Annotated in this window: 17 protein-coding genes; 5 read left to right on the forward strand and 12 right to left on the reverse strand. The window is 55.1% G+C overall.

All coding sequences use genetic code 11. The features are described 5' to 3' along the window. Window positions 1–267 (reverse strand): flagellin N-terminal helical domain-containing protein (locus B145_RS24915; RefSeq protein ID WP_033406674.1); only part of this gene is annotated, 267 nt, incomplete at its 3' end. A 393-nt stretch (window positions 268–660) separates the two neighbouring features. Between B145_RS24915 and B145_RS0108195 the strand changes: the two genes are divergently transcribed. The 5 genes from B145_RS0108195 to pseG are packed head-to-tail and all read left to right on the forward strand — an operon-like array spanning window position 661 to window position 6,707. Then, window positions 661–2,760, forward strand: coding sequence for a motility associated factor glycosyltransferase family protein (locus B145_RS0108195; RefSeq protein ID WP_018606551.1), 2,100 nt, complete (start codon window positions 661–663; stop codon window positions 2,758–2,760). Further along, window positions 2,757–3,803, forward strand: coding sequence for a UDP-N-acetylglucosamine 4,6-dehydratase (inverting) (pseB, locus tag B145_RS0108200; protein WP_018606554.1), 1,047 nt, complete (start codon window positions 2,757–2,759; stop codon window positions 3,801–3,803). The genes B145_RS0108195 and pseB overlap by 4 nt, the downstream gene beginning before the upstream one ends. A gap of 8 nt (window positions 3,804–3,811) precedes the next feature. Continuing rightward, window positions 3,812–4,966: a UDP-4-amino-4,6-dideoxy-N-acetyl-beta-L-altrosamine transaminase gene (gene pseC / locus B145_RS0108205; protein ID WP_018606556.1), complete on the forward strand. Its 1,155-nt coding sequence runs from the start codon at window positions 3,812–3,814 to the stop codon at window positions 4,964–4,966. Continuing rightward, window positions 4,963–5,658, forward strand: a complete 696-nt coding sequence (pseF, locus tag B145_RS0108210; RefSeq protein WP_018606558.1) for a pseudaminic acid cytidylyltransferase — start codon at window positions 4,963–4,965, stop codon at window positions 5,656–5,658. The genes pseC and pseF overlap by 4 nt, the downstream gene beginning before the upstream one ends. Then, window positions 5,655–6,707 (forward strand): UDP-2,4-diacetamido-2,4,6-trideoxy-beta-L-altropyranose hydrolase, encoded by a 1,053-nt coding sequence (pseG, locus tag B145_RS24920; RefSeq protein WP_018606559.1) that lies wholly within the window; start codon window positions 5,655–5,657, stop codon window positions 6,705–6,707. The genes pseF and pseG overlap by 4 nt, the downstream gene beginning before the upstream one ends. Window positions 6,708–6,768: 61 nt before the next feature. Here pseG and pseH read toward each other — a convergent pair whose 3' ends face one another. Genes pseH through B145_RS0108270 form a run of 11 tightly spaced genes read right to left on the reverse strand, consistent with a single transcriptional unit; the run spans window position 6,769 to window position 17,376 of the window. Beyond that, the gene (gene pseH / locus B145_RS0108220; RefSeq protein ID WP_018606560.1) at window positions 6,769–7,281 is read right to left on the reverse strand and encodes a UDP-4-amino-4,6-dideoxy-N-acetyl-beta-L-altrosamine N-acetyltransferase; all 513 of its coding nucleotides are present in this window, start codon (window positions 7,279–7,281) and stop codon (window positions 6,769–6,771) included. Next, window positions 7,278–8,510 (reverse strand): acyl-CoA reductase, encoded by a 1,233-nt coding sequence (locus B145_RS24925; RefSeq protein WP_018606561.1) that lies wholly within the window; start codon window positions 8,508–8,510, stop codon window positions 7,278–7,280. The genes pseH and B145_RS24925 overlap by 4 nt, the downstream gene beginning before the upstream one ends. A 2-nt stretch (window positions 8,511–8,512) precedes the next feature. Continuing rightward, window positions 8,513–9,598 (reverse strand): LuxE/PaaK family acyltransferase, encoded by a 1,086-nt coding sequence (locus tag B145_RS0108230; protein WP_018606562.1) that lies wholly within the window; start codon window positions 9,596–9,598, stop codon window positions 8,513–8,515. Window positions 9,599–9,604: 6 nt separating this feature from the next. Next, on the reverse strand, window positions 9,605–11,017 hold the full coding sequence (locus B145_RS0108235; RefSeq protein ID WP_018606563.1) for an AMP-binding protein: 1,413 nt from the start codon (window positions 11,015–11,017) through the stop codon (window positions 9,605–9,607). Continuing rightward, on the reverse strand, window positions 11,014–11,784 hold the full coding sequence (locus tag B145_RS0108240; RefSeq protein ID WP_018606564.1) for an SDR family oxidoreductase: 771 nt from the start codon (window positions 11,782–11,784) through the stop codon (window positions 11,014–11,016). The genes B145_RS0108235 and B145_RS0108240 overlap by 4 nt, the downstream gene beginning before the upstream one ends. Then, entirely contained in the window at window positions 11,781–12,353 is a 573-nt protein-coding gene (locus tag B145_RS0108245) for a D-glycero-alpha-D-manno-heptose-1,7-bisphosphate 7-phosphatase (RefSeq protein ID WP_018606565.1), read from the reverse strand. The genes B145_RS0108240 and B145_RS0108245 overlap by 4 nt, the downstream gene beginning before the upstream one ends. Then, window positions 12,350–13,084, reverse strand: a complete 735-nt coding sequence (locus tag B145_RS0108250) for a nucleotidyltransferase family protein (RefSeq protein ID WP_026258956.1) — start codon at window positions 13,082–13,084, stop codon at window positions 12,350–12,352. The genes B145_RS0108245 and B145_RS0108250 overlap by 4 nt, the downstream gene beginning before the upstream one ends. Then, entirely contained in the window at window positions 13,068–14,072 is a 1,005-nt protein-coding gene (locus tag B145_RS0108255; protein WP_033406676.1) for a GHMP family kinase ATP-binding protein, read from the reverse strand. The genes B145_RS0108250 and B145_RS0108255 overlap by 17 nt, the downstream gene beginning before the upstream one ends. Before the next feature lie 15 nt (window positions 14,073–14,087). Further along, the gene (locus tag B145_RS0108260; RefSeq protein ID WP_018606568.1) at window positions 14,088–15,017 is read right to left on the reverse strand and encodes a transketolase family protein; all 930 of its coding nucleotides are present in this window, start codon (window positions 15,015–15,017) and stop codon (window positions 14,088–14,090) included. Next, window positions 15,014–15,868 (reverse strand): transketolase, encoded by an 855-nt coding sequence (locus B145_RS0108265; protein ID WP_018606569.1) that lies wholly within the window; start codon window positions 15,866–15,868, stop codon window positions 15,014–15,016. Before B145_RS0108265 ends, B145_RS0108260 begins: the two co-directional genes overlap by 4 nt. A gap of 17 nt (window positions 15,869–15,885) precedes the next feature. Then, window positions 15,886–17,376, reverse strand: coding sequence for a B12-binding domain-containing radical SAM protein (locus tag B145_RS0108270; protein WP_018606570.1), 1,491 nt, complete (start codon window positions 17,374–17,376; stop codon window positions 15,886–15,888). Window positions 17,377–17,394: the final 18 nt, after the last annotated feature.

A 17,394-nucleotide genomic window follows, 5' to 3' on the forward strand; every position in this document is an offset into this window, starting at 1 on the left:
CAGGTTGTTGGAGATCTGTTCGGCACCGCCGTCAGCCACCTGCATTAGGGATACTGCGTCGTTGGCGTTACGGATTGCGACGTTGAACCCCTTGACCTGGGCATTGATGCGTTCCGAGATGGCCAGACCGGCGGCATCATCCTTGGCGCTGTTGATGCGCAAGCCTGAGGACAGGCGTTGCAGCGAAGTCGCCAGNCTGGACTGAGAGTTGACGAGGTTACGTTGAGCATTCAGAGATGCCACGTTGGTGTTGATGGTCATTGCCATTTTAAAACTCCTTTGCGTTTCCCACTTGGTGATCTTGCGAAGGTCGCCCCGTAGCGGGTGTTTCCTTCTTCGGGGCATCGCCTGTGACCTCGCAGCTCGTCAAGTTGCATGCCTTGGAACAAATAACGGCGGTTTTCCCCCTTTTTTCAGGGTTACCTGAGCCTTCAGGAAAGGATATTTTTTTGCTATGTACGGAGCCAGTCTGAAAAGGCGCATCCAGCCTGGGTTTACGGGCCGGCTGCCTTGTTGCATGATGGCTCTTGTAGACTAAAGAATTAATGGTTGGGTGCCGTAATTGAGGTTATGGCGGTAATGTGCCCTCAGGGCAATAGTCCCCCATCTCCCAGCCAGATGTGTACAGTAATGCCATTTCCAGGCGGGAGACTCTCGGTGATGACCGAACAGAACGTGCAGGACGAAGAACTCACTCCAATACAGGAAGCCTACCTTCACAAGTTGCTGGCGACGTACCAGGCCAACCTGTATTTCTTCAAGGGCATGTTCCCGCTTACCTTTGAGCACCTGATGCGTGCAGATTTGCCCTTGCCCTTTCAGCTGGGGCCGAACGCGGAGATCATGATCAACAGCGGGCGTTATGTTGGCAGCCCCAGGGATTTTGTCGATCACTCCCACATGATCTACCAGTACTTTGACGACCCTGCCCAACGTCCGCGCGTCAATGTCACCACCGAATTTGCCGACGATCCCAATTCCGCGATTCCCCAGGCTTTTTCACCTTACTTCAAGCGGCTGACCGAGCCCAAGTACCGCCTGGAGCTGATCCAGCGTTTCATCGACCTGACCCAGGAGCCGGGGGATCGGCTACCCGCCCCTGATTTTGGCAAGCGGACTTTGCCGCTGGCCGTGGTGTTTGGGACCGGGTATGGCTGGCATCTGGAACGTCTGGTGGATGACTGGGACATCAAGTATCTGGTCATCCTGGATACAGATATCCAGCGCCTGAACTTGTCCCTGTATTTTGTCGACTACGTCAATCTGTATCAGCGCTTTATTGCCAAGGGGCGATACCTGACCGTTGATTACGACAACAATGCTGAGCGCCTGGGCTGGAACCTGCGCGGTCTTCTCCAACGCCTGGGCCCCCCGTACTTCGTGCAGGGGGCAGGGTTGTTCTTCCAGGATTACGACTCTGTTCAGGTACGGGATCTGTGGTCGGTGTTGCAGCGCGATATGTGGACGTTTTATCGTGGCTGGGGCTTTTTGGATGATGAGGTGCTTGGGCTTTCCCATTCCCTGGAGAACGCGGCGGCACGCTATCCGCTGTATACAAAGAAGCCCCAAATTCCGGATGATGCCGTTGCCTTTGTGATTGGTGCGGGTCCGTCGCTGGATCACCTGCTTCCTTTAATCCGTGCCAATCGGGATCGTGCCGTAGTCATCAGCTGTGGCAGCAGCATCACGGCCATGGCACGTGCCAAGATCAAACCCGATTTCCATATTGAGATTGAGCGGACATCCTCCACTTTTGCCGTGCTGAACGACCCGCAGACGCGCGAGTGGGTGGCGGATGTTCCCATCCTTGGCCTGCCCATTCTGTTCCCGGAAATCTTCCGCATTACCAATCGTCCCCTGATGTTCCTGAAGGAACTGGACGCAGGTGGTTTCCTGTTGGATTTTGGCGCCAAATATCAAGCCTTCCGGTGCAACCCGACGTGTACCAATGGCGGTGTGGATGTGCTGCTGCGCATGGGCTTCCGCGAAATCTATCTGATGGGTGTCGATCTGGGCTTCAAGGACGTGAGCAAACATCACTCCCAGTCTTCCATCTACTTTGATGAAGAGGTGGAAAAAGATGAAATCCTCACCGGCGTAGTCATCCATGGCCACGTCTCGCCACAGTCCAACAAAGGTATTCCGGGCAATTTTGGCGATAACATCCTGTCGACGGATACCTTCATCCACTCGCGTGATGCAATGCAGGCCTCAATTGGCGAGCATCCTGATGCACGTGTATACAACCTCAATGAAGGGGCTCTGATCGTCGGTGCGCAACCGCTCCATGCGGAGGATTTTGCCATCCACAGCACACCTGCCACGCGGGATGCCGCCATCGCGGCCATGCTGGGAGCCTTCACACAGGACTACGACTCAGACCCCTGCGCCAATTTCGAACTCATTCTCCAACAGTTGCGAGCGGTGGAGGATGACTTCGCGCGAATCTGCAGCAAGAAGATCAACAGCAAGATTGATGCTTGCGAACTTTTGTTTGAGCTGCATGCCTACCTGACCCAGCCTGAGCATCAAAGCACGCAGATTTTCCCAGTACTACGGGGTTCCATGCAGCACATGGGGCGTTTCTTCTATGATTGTATCGGGCTGATCGCCAAGGAAGACAAAGCCATTGAATACGCAGAGTTCGGCTTTGGGCTACTGCAACGTTTCCTTGGTGGCATCGAGGCGACCATGGTGTCATTGCTGGAAGACGTGCGTAGCGGAAAAGAACAGACAACCTACCTCGGGGGAAAATCATGAGTCATACGGCGGGGGTGTTTGAAGACAAATCTGTATTGATTACAGGGGGGACGGGTTCCTTTGGTCGCCGCTTTGTGCGCACCCTGCTGGAGAGGCACAATCCCAAGCGGGTGATCGTCTATTCGCGTGACGAACTCAAGCAGTTCGAAATGCAGCAGGAATTCCAGGACGAACGCATGCGGTACTTTCTGGGCGATGTACGGGATGCCGAGCGGACCCAGAGAGCCATGCGTGATGTGGATATCGTAATCCATGCTGCAGCACTCAAGCAGGTACCCGCAGCTGAATATAACCCGATGGAATGCATCAAAACCAACATCATCGGGGCACAGAATGTCATTAACGCTGCCTTGGATAACAATGTCGGGCGGGTGATTGCGCTCTCAACCGACAAGGCCGCCAACCCCATCAACCTGTATGGTGCCACCAAGCTCGCGTCCGACAAACTTTTTGTGTCGGCCAACAACATAGCCGGGCATCTGCGTACCCGATTCTCGGTGGTGCGCTATGGCAATGTGGTCGGCTCGCGTGGCTCGGTGGTTCCTTTCTTTCGCAAACTTTTGCGTGAAGGCGCGCAAGAACTGCCTGTGACCGATGAGCGGATGACGCGGTTCTGGATCACCTTGCAACAGGGCGTTGATTTTGTGATTACCAATCTCTCGCGCATGCATGGTGGTGAAATTTTTGTTCCCAAGATTCCTTCCTCGCGCATTTCTGACATGGCTGAAGCGATTGCTCCAGGCATTCCGCATAAAATTGTTGGAATCCGCCCTGGGGAGAAACTGCATGAAATCATGGTGCCTGCAGATGATGCGCATCACACCCTGGAATTTGATCTGCATTATGTGATCACCCCCAGCATCATCTTCTATACCCAGCCCAATTACGCTGTAGATGGCTTGGGCGACAAGGGGGTCAAGCTGGGCGAGGGCTTTGAGTACAGCTCTGGCACCAATCCATGGATATTGAGTGTGGATGAAATCCGCACCATGATTGCCAACTCGCACGACGAATACAGCTCGCTATCCCGCAGCCAGTCATAGAGGCCGCCATGAGTTTTATTCCCTATGGACACCAGTCCATTGACGACACCGACATTGCGGCGGTTGTTGAGGTTCTGCGCTCAGACTGGCTGACCCAGGGGCCGAGTGTGTCGCGCTTTGAGCAGGCTGTTTGCCAATTTACGGGCGCCGCCCACGCGGTTGCGATGAGCAGTGCAACCGCAGCATTGCATCTGGCATGCTTGGCACTTGGCTTGGGGCAAGGGGGGCGATTGTGGACTGTACCCAACACATTTATCGCTTCTGCCAATTGTGGCCGCTACTGTGGAGCGAGCGTAGATTTTGTCGATATCGATGCGCGTAGCTATTGTATTGATGTCGAGGCGTTGGCGGGCAAACTTGAACAGGCTGCCCGCCTTGGTACTCTACCGGATGTATTGGTCGCGGTGGATTTTGCAGGCCAGCCTTGTGACTATGCAAAAATCATTGAGCTGAAACGGCGCTATGGCTTCAAAGTGATTGAGGACGCGTCACACGCCATTGGCTCGGAGTATGAGGGGGTAAAAGTTGGCAGTCTGGCGGGGATTGATTGCACCATATTCAGTTTTCATCCCGTCAAACTGATTACCACTGCCGAGGGCGGCATGGCACTCACGCAGGACGCTGAACTTGCTCACCGCCTTGCTATGCTACGCTCCCACGGCATTGAGCGAGATCCGACGCGCCTGAACGATACGAGCCAAGGCGCTTGGTACTATGAACAACAGGCGCTGGGCTTCAATTATCGCCTGACGGATGTACAAGCCGCCTTGGGCTCGGCCCAGATGCAGCGTTTGCCGGCATTTCTTGCCAAGCGTCATGCCTTGGTTGCGCGCTATGACGAGCTATTGGCGGAGTTGCCGTTGGTACTGCCCTGGCAAGCGCCACATACGCTATCAGCCCGGCATCTTTACCCGATATTGCTGGCTGATGCAGCAATGCGTCGCCATGTATTCGACCAGATGCGTGCACACAATATTGGAGTGCAGGTTCACTATATCCCGGTGCACCTGCAACCAGACTACAAACGCCTAGGATTTGGCGAAGGGGATTTTCCTGTTGCGGAAAACTATTATCAGCGGACTTTGTCTTTGCCACTCTACGCTGATTTGAGCATCGCGCAGCAGGACGAAGTCATCGCACGCTTGAAGGAGTTTCTCGCATGAGGCTCTGCATTATTCCTGCCCGGGGAGGCAGTAAGCGCATTCCACGCAAGAACATCCGGCCTTTTTGCGGCAAGCCCATGATTGCATGGTCAATCCAGGCTGCGCTGGCCAGTGGCTTGTTCGACCATGTGATTGTCTCGACCGAGGATGAGGAAATCGCGGCAGTTGCGCGTGAACACGGCGCTACCACGCCCTTTATGCGTCCTCCTGAGTTAGCCGATGATCATGCTGGCACGGGTGTGGTCGTCACCCACGGCATCCGCTGGTTTATGGAGCAAGGCCAACCGGTGGAACTCGTATGCTGTCTGTATGCCACAGCTCCCTTTGTGCAGGCGCAGGACTTGATTCAGGCGAATGCAGAGCGGGAAGCAAGCGATGCGGCTTTTGTATTTACCGCCACGAGTTTTGGTTTTCCCATTCTGCGTGCCGTGACATACAATTCGCAAGGAAAGCTTGGGCCTATGTTTCCCGAGCATATCGCCAAGCGCTCCCAGGACTTGCCAGAAGCATTTCATGATGCTGGGCAGTTCTACCTGGGGGATGCCAGATATTGGCTTGAAAATGTGCCGATGTTTGGTCCCCGGTCGCGCATCTATCTTCTGCCGCGTTACCGCGTGCAGGATATCGATACGCCGGAGGATTGGACGCGTGCCGAATGGCTTTTCAGAGCCATGCAGGAAAGCCGCACATGAGAGTCGCCTTTCGCGTTGATGCCTCGCGGGAAATCGGCTCTGGCCATGTAATGCGCTGCATTGCATTGGCACACGCTTTGGCAGAGCAGGGGGCGGAGATTGTGTTTCTCTGCCAGCAATTGCCAGGGAGCATGGAACGCCAGATTCAGGAAGCAGGATTCGTATGCTGGCTGCTTACTTCTGTCCAGGATATTGAGGATGATGCGGACCAGACCAATCGTCTGCTGGATCAGTCACCGGGCTGGGATTGGCTGATTGTCGACCATTATGCCTTGAGCGTGCGTTGGAGTCGGATTTTGCGGGCCAGAATCGAAAAGCTGATGGCGATAGATGATCTGGCCAATCGCTTGCTTGGCTGCGATGTGTTGCTTGACCAGAATCTGAATGCTAATCCTGCAAAGCGTTATAAAGGCCTGGTGCCACCAGACGCCGTATGCCTGTTTGGCCCCGAGTTTGCACTGCTCAGACCCGAGTTTGCGAAGAGCCGGAATGCGTTGAGGCCACGCTCGGGAGAAGTTGCCCGGATATTTGTGTGCTTTGGCGGAGCAGATGCCCCAAATGCCACGGGGCGCGTGCTTGAAACCCTGCTGCCGGTTTTTCCCCATGTGTATTTCGATGTGGCATTGGGGGCTGCGAATCCGCATTGTGAGTCTTTGCAGGCGCTATGCGCACAATATTCAAATGTGACTTTGTCATATGCAAAGATGGATGTTGCTACACGTATGTTGCAGGCCGATCTCTTTATTGGCTCCGGGGGTTCGATGACCTGGGAGCGCGCCGCACTTGCTTTACCCGGTATCACCTTGTCAATTGCAGATAATCAGCAAGCGCTGTCGCGTCTGCTCGCCAGGATGGGGGAGGGTAGAGACTTGGGGATGCTTGAGGATTTCAGCGCCGCCGCGCTTGTCGATACTTTGCGCGCCCTGATTGCTTCTCCGGCTACGGTCCGTGCGATGGGGCAAGCTCTTGCCAAACGTTGTGATGGACATGGTGCAGAGCGTGTCGCACAGATTCTGTTCGATCAGACCTTGATGTCTCTGTCGTCTTAGTTGAGGCAGTGGATCAGACGCAAGGCGAGCAACGTGGGAAGCAACACATATGAATGAGTTGTCACAGGATTGATCGTTCAAGTTGAACGACTTCGAGCGCTTCCCCTCCTCGCTGGCGAGGGTAGCGCCCGCTTTCCTTGAAGCGGTAACGCAGATGCATGGAAAGCACCGCCGTATTGAAGGCAAAAACCTCACAACATAAGGTGTTGCAGCCTAACTTATTTTTTGCGTAGTCAAGGGAGGCTTGCTCCATTCCATTCCAGGCTCGCAGGCGATCCATCCCGTCGGCAAAAGCGTCCGGGTTAAGGTAAAAGCCCCATAACCAGCAAGCTTCCCGATCCGCCATGCGGGAGAATGTCACAATACCGCATGCCAGCTCACCGTACTCGATGATGAGCAGACGGTAATCTGGATTGTTCCGGGTATGCGGCCACCATGCAGCGTGTTCTTCCGGGCTGATGAGATGATCGGTGAACATCACCTTACGGACTTCCGGGTGATTACGCCATGCCAGAACGGTGGCAGATTCTTCCTCGCGGGCAAGGCGCAAGCGTGTGAGTGTGGGGGTATTCATTCGATCATAACCAGGCGGGAGAAGGCCAGAAGCAGATCGTGCCCGTCCCAGCGATCAGCAAACCTCAGCGCTTGGCCCAGCGGAACGATGCGGTCGACTGCGCGGTCCGGCAGCATGAGTGCCCATCTGGTGAGAGCCTCGCGCTCAAAGCCCCAATAGGCCACGGTCTGATCGCAGGCTTCAAACAGGCTTATGCTGTTATCAAGTGACTCTCGTTGGATCTCGTAGATCAACCCATAGCCGCAATGTCCGTCGCGCATTGTAGCGTTGAATCGCTGTGCCGACAGGCGTAGCGGCCAGTCTGTGAGTGATCCTTCAAGTATCACGCCACCTTCCGTGGCAGCAAGGTGAGCGGCGACAAGTCTTGCTGCCAACTGGGTTGGTTCATCCTGCATGTTGCGCCGGGCGATCTCTTGCTTGACGGTAGGCCAGAAACGGGATTGCGCGGCTTGAACCTGTTCCGGTGTGCCTATCCAGAGCAAGGCGCGAGGTGAGGAGCAGGCTTGCTGGGCGAACCAGAATGTATCGTTGTAAAACGCACCGGCCATTTGTGTGAGTGTTTCGGCGCTGGTTTGATTGACATTTTCCGCATGGATCAATGCCCATGATGCCCGATTCGGGAAAACTAGTTCGGTGGCCAAGGGTGGTAATGGCAGGCTGCGCATATACTTGACGGTGGCATCTCCCCCCCAGACCACCCGTAGGTTGCAGCGTGCCGATAGTGCTGTGCTGATCTCATTGTCACGCTCATATGCCAACACTACATTGGCATTTGCAATGGCCGCATGTTCGGGGCGGGCCAGCAACTCGGTGAGTATTCCCAATAGCGCATCACGCTGTGGGTTTTCCCGCCGCGACAATCGCACGATATTGCGATTCCCGCATAGCAAAGACAGGAACCAGGAATAGACGAAAACCGAATCGACGTTTGCAGGGGCAACATGAAAAGCCACTCCACGCGGGCGTAGCAGGCCCAGTTCTCCTAGGTGTTGAAAGCGTGCAAGAAGCGCCTGGAGTGCGGCGGGGCGAAACCAGTAAGCCAGCGCCATCAATTCCGGTGCCGCACGCATGGCTGGGTCACGCAATATGTGATCGGCAAACGCAGCCAAAAAGGCTTGGATTGACGCAGAAAAGGCTTGCAAAGGAGCATGCTGCAAGGCGTCTAACCGCTGCGTGATGGCCGCTTGTTCTGTGTTGCGCAAAGGGATAAGGAGTTCTATCGCGTGCATGTTCAAACCGCCCGTGTATCACTGCAGCCACGCAATTCCGCACGCGGCAGGCGTCCATCCACCCGCAAGGTGCGACCGAGTCGTCCGCATGGGCAATCATCTTCGCCAAGGATGGCTCCTATATCCTCGGTGAGCAGGCTGTGGCCAGGGTAGCTGCCGGGTAGCTCACTGAGAACCTGGATGATACCGACTTGCCCTTGAGGAAGAGGGTGCAGGGTAAGCGGATCACGGACAATGGCTTCGGCATAAGCAGGCACGTGCAGGCGCCCATGCTCGCATTCCATGAAAATCGAGCCGACCTGTTCTGCCATGCCATAGTAGTCATGGACGAAATCAATGCCGAGTGCGGTGCGAATGGTTTGTTTGAAGTGCTCTTTGCTGATTTTACGTTCCGCCAGCCGTTTCCATCCTCCACCATGAATCAAGCGGCTGCCCTTGGGAAATTGCAGGCTGCGGCCTTTTGCGGCAGCGACTTCCAGCAGGTATTGCCAGACGACAAAGGTAAAGCCGAAAAGCAGTACCGGGCGAGCTGAATGCTGGGTAAGGAATGCTTCAATCTTCTCCCAATCAATCGACATATCTGGCCGTAACGCGTAGGTGTGTGCCCGCCCAAAGGTTGAGAAGCCAAGTACCGCAGCGCCTCTTGCGCCAAGTGCCATCTTGTTGTTGAGCAGATCGCTTTGGTCGATGATCAGCATCGGCATGCGCTCGCGGCCGATGAAATCCGTGACGATGTTTGCCAACGCACGGCTCTGGCGGGTTGCTGTGCCACGATCCAGAAAAATGCGTGAAGGTGTGCTGCCAGTGGTGCCGGAAGATCGCAACTCACGCACGATCTCTGCATCGGGTACGCTAGCCAGCTTGGCGCGTTTGAACAGCCCGACGGGAAGCCATGGCAGCGCATCCAGTGTGCGGGCTTCCTGCCAAGTTGGGTGTAATGTGTAAAGCATATTTGCATAAGGTGCACAGGCCTTCGCTTGCTCCTGGTTAAGCAACCGGAGTGCTGAAAACAGGCGTTGCGCTTTGGCTGCCTGGGGTTCGGCAAAGGGGGCTGTGAGGGTGGCGTCGTGGGCGTCCATATCTGCCATTGTCGCTTAAACCTTGGTAAACAGCACACGCAGAGCCGCATAATCCTTTTTGCCGGTGCTTGTCTGTGGCAATACAGGCACAGTGCGAATCTGCAAGCCGCTGGGGTGGACGCTCAGGTGGGTGCGCAGCAATTCCATGGCAAGGTTCTGGGTCTGTATTTCGTCATTGCCAGCCGTCAGCACGACTTGCAGGCGATCATCTCCATCCAGGGTCGCGGCCGGGCTGTGCAGAGTAGATTCAAGTAGGGCCTCGATCTCGTCAAGATTCACGCGGTTGCCGAATACCTTGGCGATACGCTTGCTACGCCCGGTGAGCCAGTAAATACCATCGGCATCAACTCTGGCTAGATCGCCTGTGCGCAGCACACCGCCCAGATCATCCCCGCGCATAAGATCGGCGCGGTTTTCCGCGTACCCTAACATCACATTTGGGCCACGGTAGATCATCTCCCCCTCTGCACTCAATGAGAGTTCTCCGCCGGGAATGGCGATGCCGATTGCGCCGATTTTGTCTTGCAGGCGTTCCCAAGGTACGTAAGCGATTCTCGGGCTGGCTTCGGTCTGGCCGTACATCACAAAGAAACGCCAACCGCGCTCGGTACTTATTTGCGAAAAGTGTGCAATCAACTCTGGCGCCAACCGCCCTCCGGCTTGGGTCAGCGTGCGCAAACTTGGCAGGTCCATGCGTTCCAGGCGCAAGCGTTGCAGCATCTGCCACATCATCGGCACACCTGCCAGCGAAGTTACTTCCGCGCGCTTGAATAGCTCCCAAAACTGGCGGGCGGTGACGGCCTCATCGGTCAGAGCAATGGCCGCGCCACATGCCAGATGGCTGTTGAGAATCGACAAACCGTAGGAGTAGTGGATTGGCAAACTGGCAATGGCCCGCTCTGTCGCATTGAGCCCAAGGTACTGTACGATGGACTGCGCATTGGCAGCGATGTTGGTATAAGAGAGCCTGACCATCTTCGGGTTGCCGGTGGTTCCTGAAGTGGAAAGCAACACGGCAGTATCCGGGAAGATTGCCAGACGCTTCTCAGAAACAGAGTTTTGTCGGATCAGGATGCTTTTGCCATGCCAGGGCAGGCGGGTGTAGCCTTGGATTTCTGCTTGGGGGTCTGTATGCAGCAGCCAATCAGGCGTATAACGCTCAATCAGCGTCGCCAGTGCTTGGGTAGAAAGGCGATCTGGGAGCAGGGCTACGCAGTCGTGGTTACGCAGTGCGCCCAGATAGGCTGTAACCGATGCTACATCGTTGCGGCAGAGTACAAAACCCAGACGTTTGTAGGATGCAATGGGCAAGGAGGCAATAAACTCGTCGGCACGGGTAGCGAGTGCGTGATAGTTCAGATTGTCTGCGGGCTCTGCACAGATCAGAGCCAGGGCGTTTCCAGGCGAATCTAATTGCCAGAATTTCATAGTACCATTCCGCCATCTATGCCAATGACTTGACCCGTGATGTAGCGCGAGGCATCGCTTGCGAGAAAGGCGATTACCTCTGCTACTTCTTCGGGGGTGCCCGCACGCCCCATGCCAATGTTGGCGATGATGCGTTCGCGCTGTTCCGGTTTGTAGGCAGCGGTCAATGCAGTATCAATGAAGCCTGGCGCCACCGCGTTGACCCGAATGCCTTTTGGAGCGAGTTCCTTGGCTGCGGATTTTGTCGCGCCGATCACAGCGGATTTGCTTGCGGCATAAAGCACCTGATTGGCGCTGCCTGTGATCCCCACAATTGAAGCTATGTTGATGATGCAACCAGCGCCTTGTCGTGTCATCAAACGTGCAGCGTACTGCATGTGGTTAAGTGTCGCTGTCAAGTTGATCTGCAAGCTCTGCTGGATAGTGGCACTACCTATCATGCCCAGTGGTGCGTCAATCATGATGCCTGCGGCATTGATGAGCACATCCAGGCGTTTGTATTGTCGGGCAAAATCCTGCAAGGCTGCGCTGCTTGCCTTGTCGTCTTGCAGATCGTAAATGAGTGTGCCCAGCGCTGGTATGTTGTGTGCGGCAAGCGTGGCTTGCAAGTGCGCCAGTGCGTCGCCATTCCGGCCTGCTAGCACCAACTGTGCGCCCCGCGTTGCCAAAATATGGGCGATGGCTGCACCCAGACCGCCGGTTGCGCCTGTCAGCAAGACGATGCGGCCATCAAGATTAAGCGAAAGGGGGAGTAGACCTTGGGTCATTTCGTCAATGCCAAATTGGCCTGGAGATAGTCCAGCGCATCGTGCAGATGTGTAATTATCGCAGTTGCGTTGGCGGGGAGGCTAGAACAATCGCCAGACGGTGCATAGATGAGGCGCGTGCCGACCCCGGCGCGAAGAGCCGCTTCCGTGTCACTTTCGTTGTCACCAATGAGGATAGAGCAAGCCAGATCAATATTGAATTGATGCTGTGCTTTCAAAATCATACCAGGGTTGGGCTTGCGGTCGGGCGAGTCGACGCGATAGTCGCCCAGGCCATGTTCCGGGTGACTGGGGCAATAGTAAACTTCTGCCAGCGGGGTGCCGTGTGAGGTGAATTGATCCTTCATCCATGCCGTCAGTGCAAGGAATTGCTCTTCGCTGTAGTAACCCCGTCCGATACCTGCCTGATTGGTGACAACAATGAGCAGATAATCATGCTTGGTCGCTTGTTGGCAAAGCGCGAAGATCCCCTCCATGAACTCGAATTGATCTGGCCGATGGACATAGGCAAAGTCATGATTGATGACGCCATCACGATCCAGAAAAAGGGCTTTCTGCTTGGGCTTCATGATGCAGAAGAGAAAAAATCTGCACCGGCAGCATAGGATTCAGGCGTGCCGATGTCGATAAATGGTTTGTCTTGCAGAAATACGCCAAGCTTGGCGCCCACGTAGCGGGGAAAGATTTCGCGCTCAAGTGAAATTGCACACTCTGTTGGTATGGATGCAAGCATTTCACGCTGCATCAGGTAGAGTCCGGCATTGATCCATGCTGGGCCGTTTCGTTGTGCAGATTTCTCGTGAAAAGCCAGAATGTGCTGTTGTGCGTCATCAAGTTCGAGTGCGCCAAATCGACTGGCATCATTAACGTGTACGGCACACAAGGTGATCGGGCAAGCCATCGCTCGGTGAGCAGAAACAAAACCAGCCAGATCAGCATCCACAAAGGAGTCGCCATTCAGGATCAGAACCGGATTGCTTGTTGTGTGTGATAATGCCAATCGAATTGCCCCGCCTGTGCCCAGGGGCGTAGGTTCAATGGATTCGATCAGATCCATGCCGAATTCGGTGCGCCAGCGTTCGATCCAGGGGTGTGCGGATTCTGCCATGTGGCCGAGTGCGAAAATCACACGCCGAATTCCCGCGCGCTGCAATTGGATGAGCAGACGGGCCACGAAGGGTTGCTCACCCACGCTGGCGAAGGCCTTTTGCCTGTCTGCCACCACGCTACGTAGCCGCGTACCCAGCCCACCTGCCAGGATGATGGCATCTAGGCGGCTTAATTCAGGCGTGTTCATCATCAAATGGAGCGTAGTAGACGATCTGGCTGCCTTGTGTGTCAAACCTGAACGGTACAACAAGTAAGTGAGAAAGTGCTTCACGGATGGCTGCATGGGTTTCCTGAGGCGCGATGAAGAGCATAAAGCCACCGCCGCCTGCGCCGAGCAGTTTGCCGCCGTGTGCGCCCGCACGCATGCCGGTTTCGTAGATCTGGTCGATAGTTTGCGTGCTGATGAGAGATGACATGCTCTTTTTGAGTTTCCATTGCTCATCAAGCAGACGACCAATTTCGGAAACGGGTGTTTGTGGGTTGATCAGGATATTGACTGCTGCATCGACCAGTTCGCCCATGCGGGAGAGTTCATGCGCCTTCTTGGGCGTGGCGCGGATCTGCTCGACAGCAATTTCAGATGCTTGGCGTTGCAAGCCGGTAAAGAACAAAAGCAAATTCTGCTGCAACTCTTCCAGGCGCGAAGCGGATAGGATCACTGGCTCGACCGAGAATTCCTGCATGCCGCCGAAGTGGATGAGGTTCAGGCCGCCAAATGCGGCAGCAGTTTGGTCTTGCGAGCCGACCTGTTCCTTGAGGATATCTTGCTCAATACGGATCGCGTTAATCGCCAGCTCACGTTTGGTCGGCATCCGGTGAGTGAGTGCATATAATGCGTGAAGCATGCCGACGGTAAAAGACGAGCTTGTTCCCAACCCTGACATAGCGGGCAGATCGCCGTGGTGCACGATGTCGATGCCACGTTCCACGCCCATGTGGCGCAGGCATTCACGGATCGAGGGATGCTTGATGTCGTCCAGGCAGTTCACCTCTTCGCGGTTGTAATAGCGAATACGATATTTGTAGTCAAAAAACGGTGGCAGGTAGCGCAGGGTGATGAAACTGTACTTGTTGATGGAGGTACTTAATACCTTGCCGCCATGCTCACGATACCACACCGGGTAGTCTGTTCCACCTCCAAAGAGGGAGATGCGTAGCGGAGTTCGGCAAATGATCATGACTATGTTCCGTGCTTAGAAATTGCCTAATATGGTGTCAAGAATGTGCTGGCGGCCCAGACCACAGGCTTCATGGATGGCGTCACGGCTGCCGATTTCAAATGAATAATGTGGTCGGGCGGCAATGACTTCAAGCCGCTGTGTGTGTCCCAATCCGCTTAGCAGAGTTTGGGCGCCTGCGCTGACCAGTGCTTCTTGGATGAGAAAAATGCGTTTGCAGTTACCCAATACGGATTGAAGTGCCTGCCCGTCTGCGCTGTTGTAAGCGACCAGATCAATCAGTGTGGGGCTCAGGCCGCGAATGGCGAGTTCTGGCAGAAGGCTGTGTGCCACATGGGTCATATAGCCGGTGCACACCAGTGCGACCTCTTTACCAGATTGAAGAACGCGAAAACCAGCCGTTAATGTCTCCACGCTATCATTATCCGCTACGGGTAGATGGGGTTTGGCATCAAAACGCAGGTATTTGACCCCGGGCTTGTTCAAGCAATGGTCTGCAAGCAATGGGGCCTGGGTATGATCGCTGGGTGAATAGACGGCCACATTTGGTAGTGTGGACATGATGGTAAGATCTTCAATGCAATGATGAGTCGGGCCGGATACGTCGTAGCTGAACCCCGCACCCACCCCGACCAGGGTGACGTTCATGGGCCGCAGTTGCGAGAGAATGGCCAGATTCACGCGGATCTGCTCGAAGCAGCGCATGGTAATGAATGGGGCGATAGCATAGGCTACAACCCGGTAACCTTCCAATGCAAAGCCGGTGGCGAGGTTGATGAGGTTCTGCTCGGCAATTCCGGTGTTGAAGAAACGGTCAGGAAATTCAGTTCTGATCTCGTCGATGACAGGCGCACCAAAGTCGGCAGAGAGAAGTACTATGTCATCATCTTCCCGCATCTTTTGCAGCAGGCGGGTGAGGAAGGTGTCACGCATGGTTGACTTCATGCCGCACCTCCATTACTGAGCAATGTGTCAATCTCGGATGAGGGGACACCCATGACATGGGCAAGCGGGCTGCTTTCCAACGATGGCACGCCTTTACCCTTGAGTGTGTGGGCAATCAGAACCTTGGGTTTGGCACTGCTTGAAGTCAGCAGGGTTTCAAAACCTGCCTGCAATTGTGCGATATCGTGGCCGTCACGAACAACGTAGGGTTCCCAGCCGAAAGCCTCGAATTTGGTTTCCAGTGGATTGAGGTCGAGAATATCCTTGGTGTAGCCAAGCATCGAGCGACCGTTGCAATCAACCATTGCGATCAACTTGTCCAGTTTATGATGCCCGGCGAACATGGCCGCTTCCCATACGGCCCCTTCGTTGAGTTCTCCGTCTCCGAGTAGTACAAAGGCGCGTTGCGGTTTGCGTGCGGTACGTAACGCTAAGGAAATGCCTGTGGCAACACCGAGACCGTGCCCGAGTGAGCCGTTGATGGTTTCGTAGCCAGGGATAATCGGGTCTGGAATGCCGCCGAGAAAACTGCCTGGTTTGCAGACTGTATCCAAGGCTGCGATCGGGAAAAAACCGAGGTCGGCCAGAATCGGATAGAGGCAGATCGAGCCGTGCCCTTTGCTGATGATGATGCGATCACGTTCAGGGTGTAGGGGAGACTGCGGGAAGCATTGGGCGATTTCGCCATAATAGAGCGTGGTGAGCAACTCAATCACCGAGAGCGAAGATGCCACGCGGGTTTCTGGCGCGTGTCGGTGTATCTTGAGTGTTTGCTCGCGTACCCAGCAGGATTTTTCCGCAAGCCATGCCGTGCGGGCCTGTGGGGTTGGGGGCAAGGAAGATGTGCTCATGAATAGCGTTTCTTTCGTTAAGCCGGGGCCGTCGTTTCAAGTAACTTGCGCGGCAGCTTGATGGCAAGCACTTCATTCAGATGATCCACCACATTCTGACCAAATTTGCTACGCACCATGTCTTGGTAACGTGGCGATTCAAAATAGGTATTGAAGGCATTGTCACGGAAAGCGAGGATTTCCGCTGCACTCAAGTTCGCGTTTGCCAGTGGCAGGGTATCCCAGGCATGTTGCGAATAGGCGCCCCAATGTTCGGGTAGGGCGATGCCTTGTTGCTGGGCGTAGGTGTAGAGTTGCGACCCAGGGTAGGCCATGGCTGAATAAAAGTTGGCGAATTCACAATTGAGTTCCTGCGCCAGATCAAGCGTGGCTTGCATGGAAGCGTGGGTGTCATCCGGCAGGCCGAAGATGTAGTTTCCCATCACGCGGATGTCATTGGCCTGGATTTTCTGGACAATTTCCGTGATATCTTCAGTGCTGAAAGATTTCTCTGCGCCGTCACGGACGTGTTCGCTGCCACTTTCGATTCCAAGGCACAACCAGTTGAACCCAGCCGCCCGGAGCTTGGCAAGCATATCATCCTTGACGGTGTCGACACGCGCATAGGCCCAGATGTTCAGGTTGTGACCGCGTGCGATGAGCAGGTCGCAGATGTCCAGCACATGACGCCGGTTGAGTACAAACATCTCGTCGACGAACTTGATGTTTTTCACTCCATGGCGTTCGACAAGATAATCGATCTCACGCACGACCGATTCTGCACTCCACATGCGATAGGCATTCTTGCCGTAAGGGGCGTTGATGCAACAGAAATTGCATTTGAATGGGCAGCCCAGGCTGGTATGGATCGAGGCGTAAGGTGAGCGCTCTTCAATATGGTCGAAGCAGTGCCAGTTGTGCGCGCGGTAACGGCTCATGTCAAGCAGATCCCAGGCGATGCCAGGCATTTCGCCATCCAGATCGGTAATCAGCGGTTCGGTTGATTGTGGCGCCATGATGAGTGTGCCACGCCTCCACCACAGCGATGGAATAGCGCTGAAATCCGTCGTGCCTGCGTCTAGTGCATCAAGCGTTTTGAGGATGGTAGCGGGGCCTTCCAGGCTGCAGACAAAGTCTGTCTTTTCTTCTCGCATGGTGCGGTCGGGCAGAGCGGCAGGATGGGTGCCGGTCATCATGATCGGCACATCGCTGCATTCCTTGATCAGTCGAGCAATCTTTCCCGCCGAAGGCATGTTCTGCGTGGATGCCGAAGGCTGGAGGCCGTATACCACGAGTACCACAAGCTTTGGAGCGTACGCGGAAAGCATTTCCTCAACAGCCTTCTCTGCGCTCAGGCGTGTTGCGGGCACATCCAGAATTGCGACTCGTTTGCCCTTGCGTTGCAGATAGGTGGCAAACAACCCTGCGAATACCGGCGGCTCAATGGCTGCAATGGTAGCCCCCAATGCCTGATAGGTGCCGCGATGGTCACCGGGATTGATCAGCAGTACATCTAGTTTTTCGGCCACATCAGGCTCCTTGCCCGG

Source organism: Uliginosibacterium gangwonense DSM 18521 (assembly GCF_000373965.1).
Classification (GTDB): domain Bacteria; phylum Pseudomonadota; class Gammaproteobacteria; order Burkholderiales; family Rhodocyclaceae; genus Uliginosibacterium; species Uliginosibacterium gangwonense.

What these genes read in the sequence shown, in the direction of transcription:
- B145_RS0108240 (WP_018606564.1), bottom strand. Translation starts at nt 11,784, where the DNA reads ATGACCCAAGGTCTACTCCCCCTTTCGCTTAATCTTGATGGCCGCATC.
- B145_RS0108235 (WP_018606563.1), bottom strand. Translation starts at nt 11,017, where the DNA reads ATGAAATTCTGGCAATTAGATTCGCCTGGAAACGCCCTGGCTCTGATC.
- pseB (WP_018606554.1), top strand. Translation starts at nt 2,757, where the DNA reads ATGAGTCATACGGCGGGGGTGTTTGAAGACAAATCTGTATTGATTACA.
- B145_RS24925 (WP_018606561.1), bottom strand. Translation starts at nt 8,510, where the DNA reads ATGCACGCGATAGAACTCCTTATCCCTTTGCGCAACACAGAACAAGCG.
- B145_RS0108195 (WP_018606551.1), top strand. Translation starts at nt 661, where the DNA reads ATGACCGAACAGAACGTGCAGGACGAAGAACTCACTCCAATACAGGAA.
- B145_RS0108265 (WP_018606569.1), bottom strand. Translation starts at nt 15,868, where the DNA reads ATGAGCACATCTTCCTTGCCCCCAACCCCACAGGCCCGCACGGCATGG.
- B145_RS0108250 (WP_026258956.1), bottom strand. Translation starts at nt 13,084, where the DNA reads ATGATGAACACGCCTGAATTAAGCCGCCTAGATGCCATCATCCTGGCA.
- B145_RS0108260 (WP_018606568.1), bottom strand. Translation starts at nt 15,017, where the DNA reads ATGAAGTCAACCATGCGTGACACCTTCCTCACCCGCCTGCTGCAAAAG.
- pseF (WP_018606558.1), top strand. Translation starts at nt 4,963, where the DNA reads ATGAGGCTCTGCATTATTCCTGCCCGGGGAGGCAGTAAGCGCATTCCA.
- pseC (WP_018606556.1), top strand. Translation starts at nt 3,812, where the DNA reads ATGAGTTTTATTCCCTATGGACACCAGTCCATTGACGACACCGACATT.
- B145_RS0108230 (WP_018606562.1), bottom strand. Translation starts at nt 9,598, where the DNA reads ATGGCAGATATGGACGCCCACGACGCCACCCTCACAGCCCCCTTTGCC.
- B145_RS0108245 (WP_018606565.1), bottom strand. Translation starts at nt 12,353, where the DNA reads ATGAAGCCCAAGCAGAAAGCCCTTTTTCTGGATCGTGATGGCGTCATC.
- pseG (WP_018606559.1), top strand. Translation starts at nt 5,655, where the DNA reads ATGAGAGTCGCCTTTCGCGTTGATGCCTCGCGGGAAATCGGCTCTGGC.
- B145_RS0108255 (WP_033406676.1), bottom strand. Translation starts at nt 14,072, where the DNA reads ATGATCATTTGCCGAACTCCGCTACGCATCTCCCTCTTTGGAGGTGGA.
- pseH (WP_018606560.1), bottom strand. Translation starts at nt 7,281, where the DNA reads ATGAATACCCCCACACTCACACGCTTGCGCCTTGCCCGCGAGGAAGAA.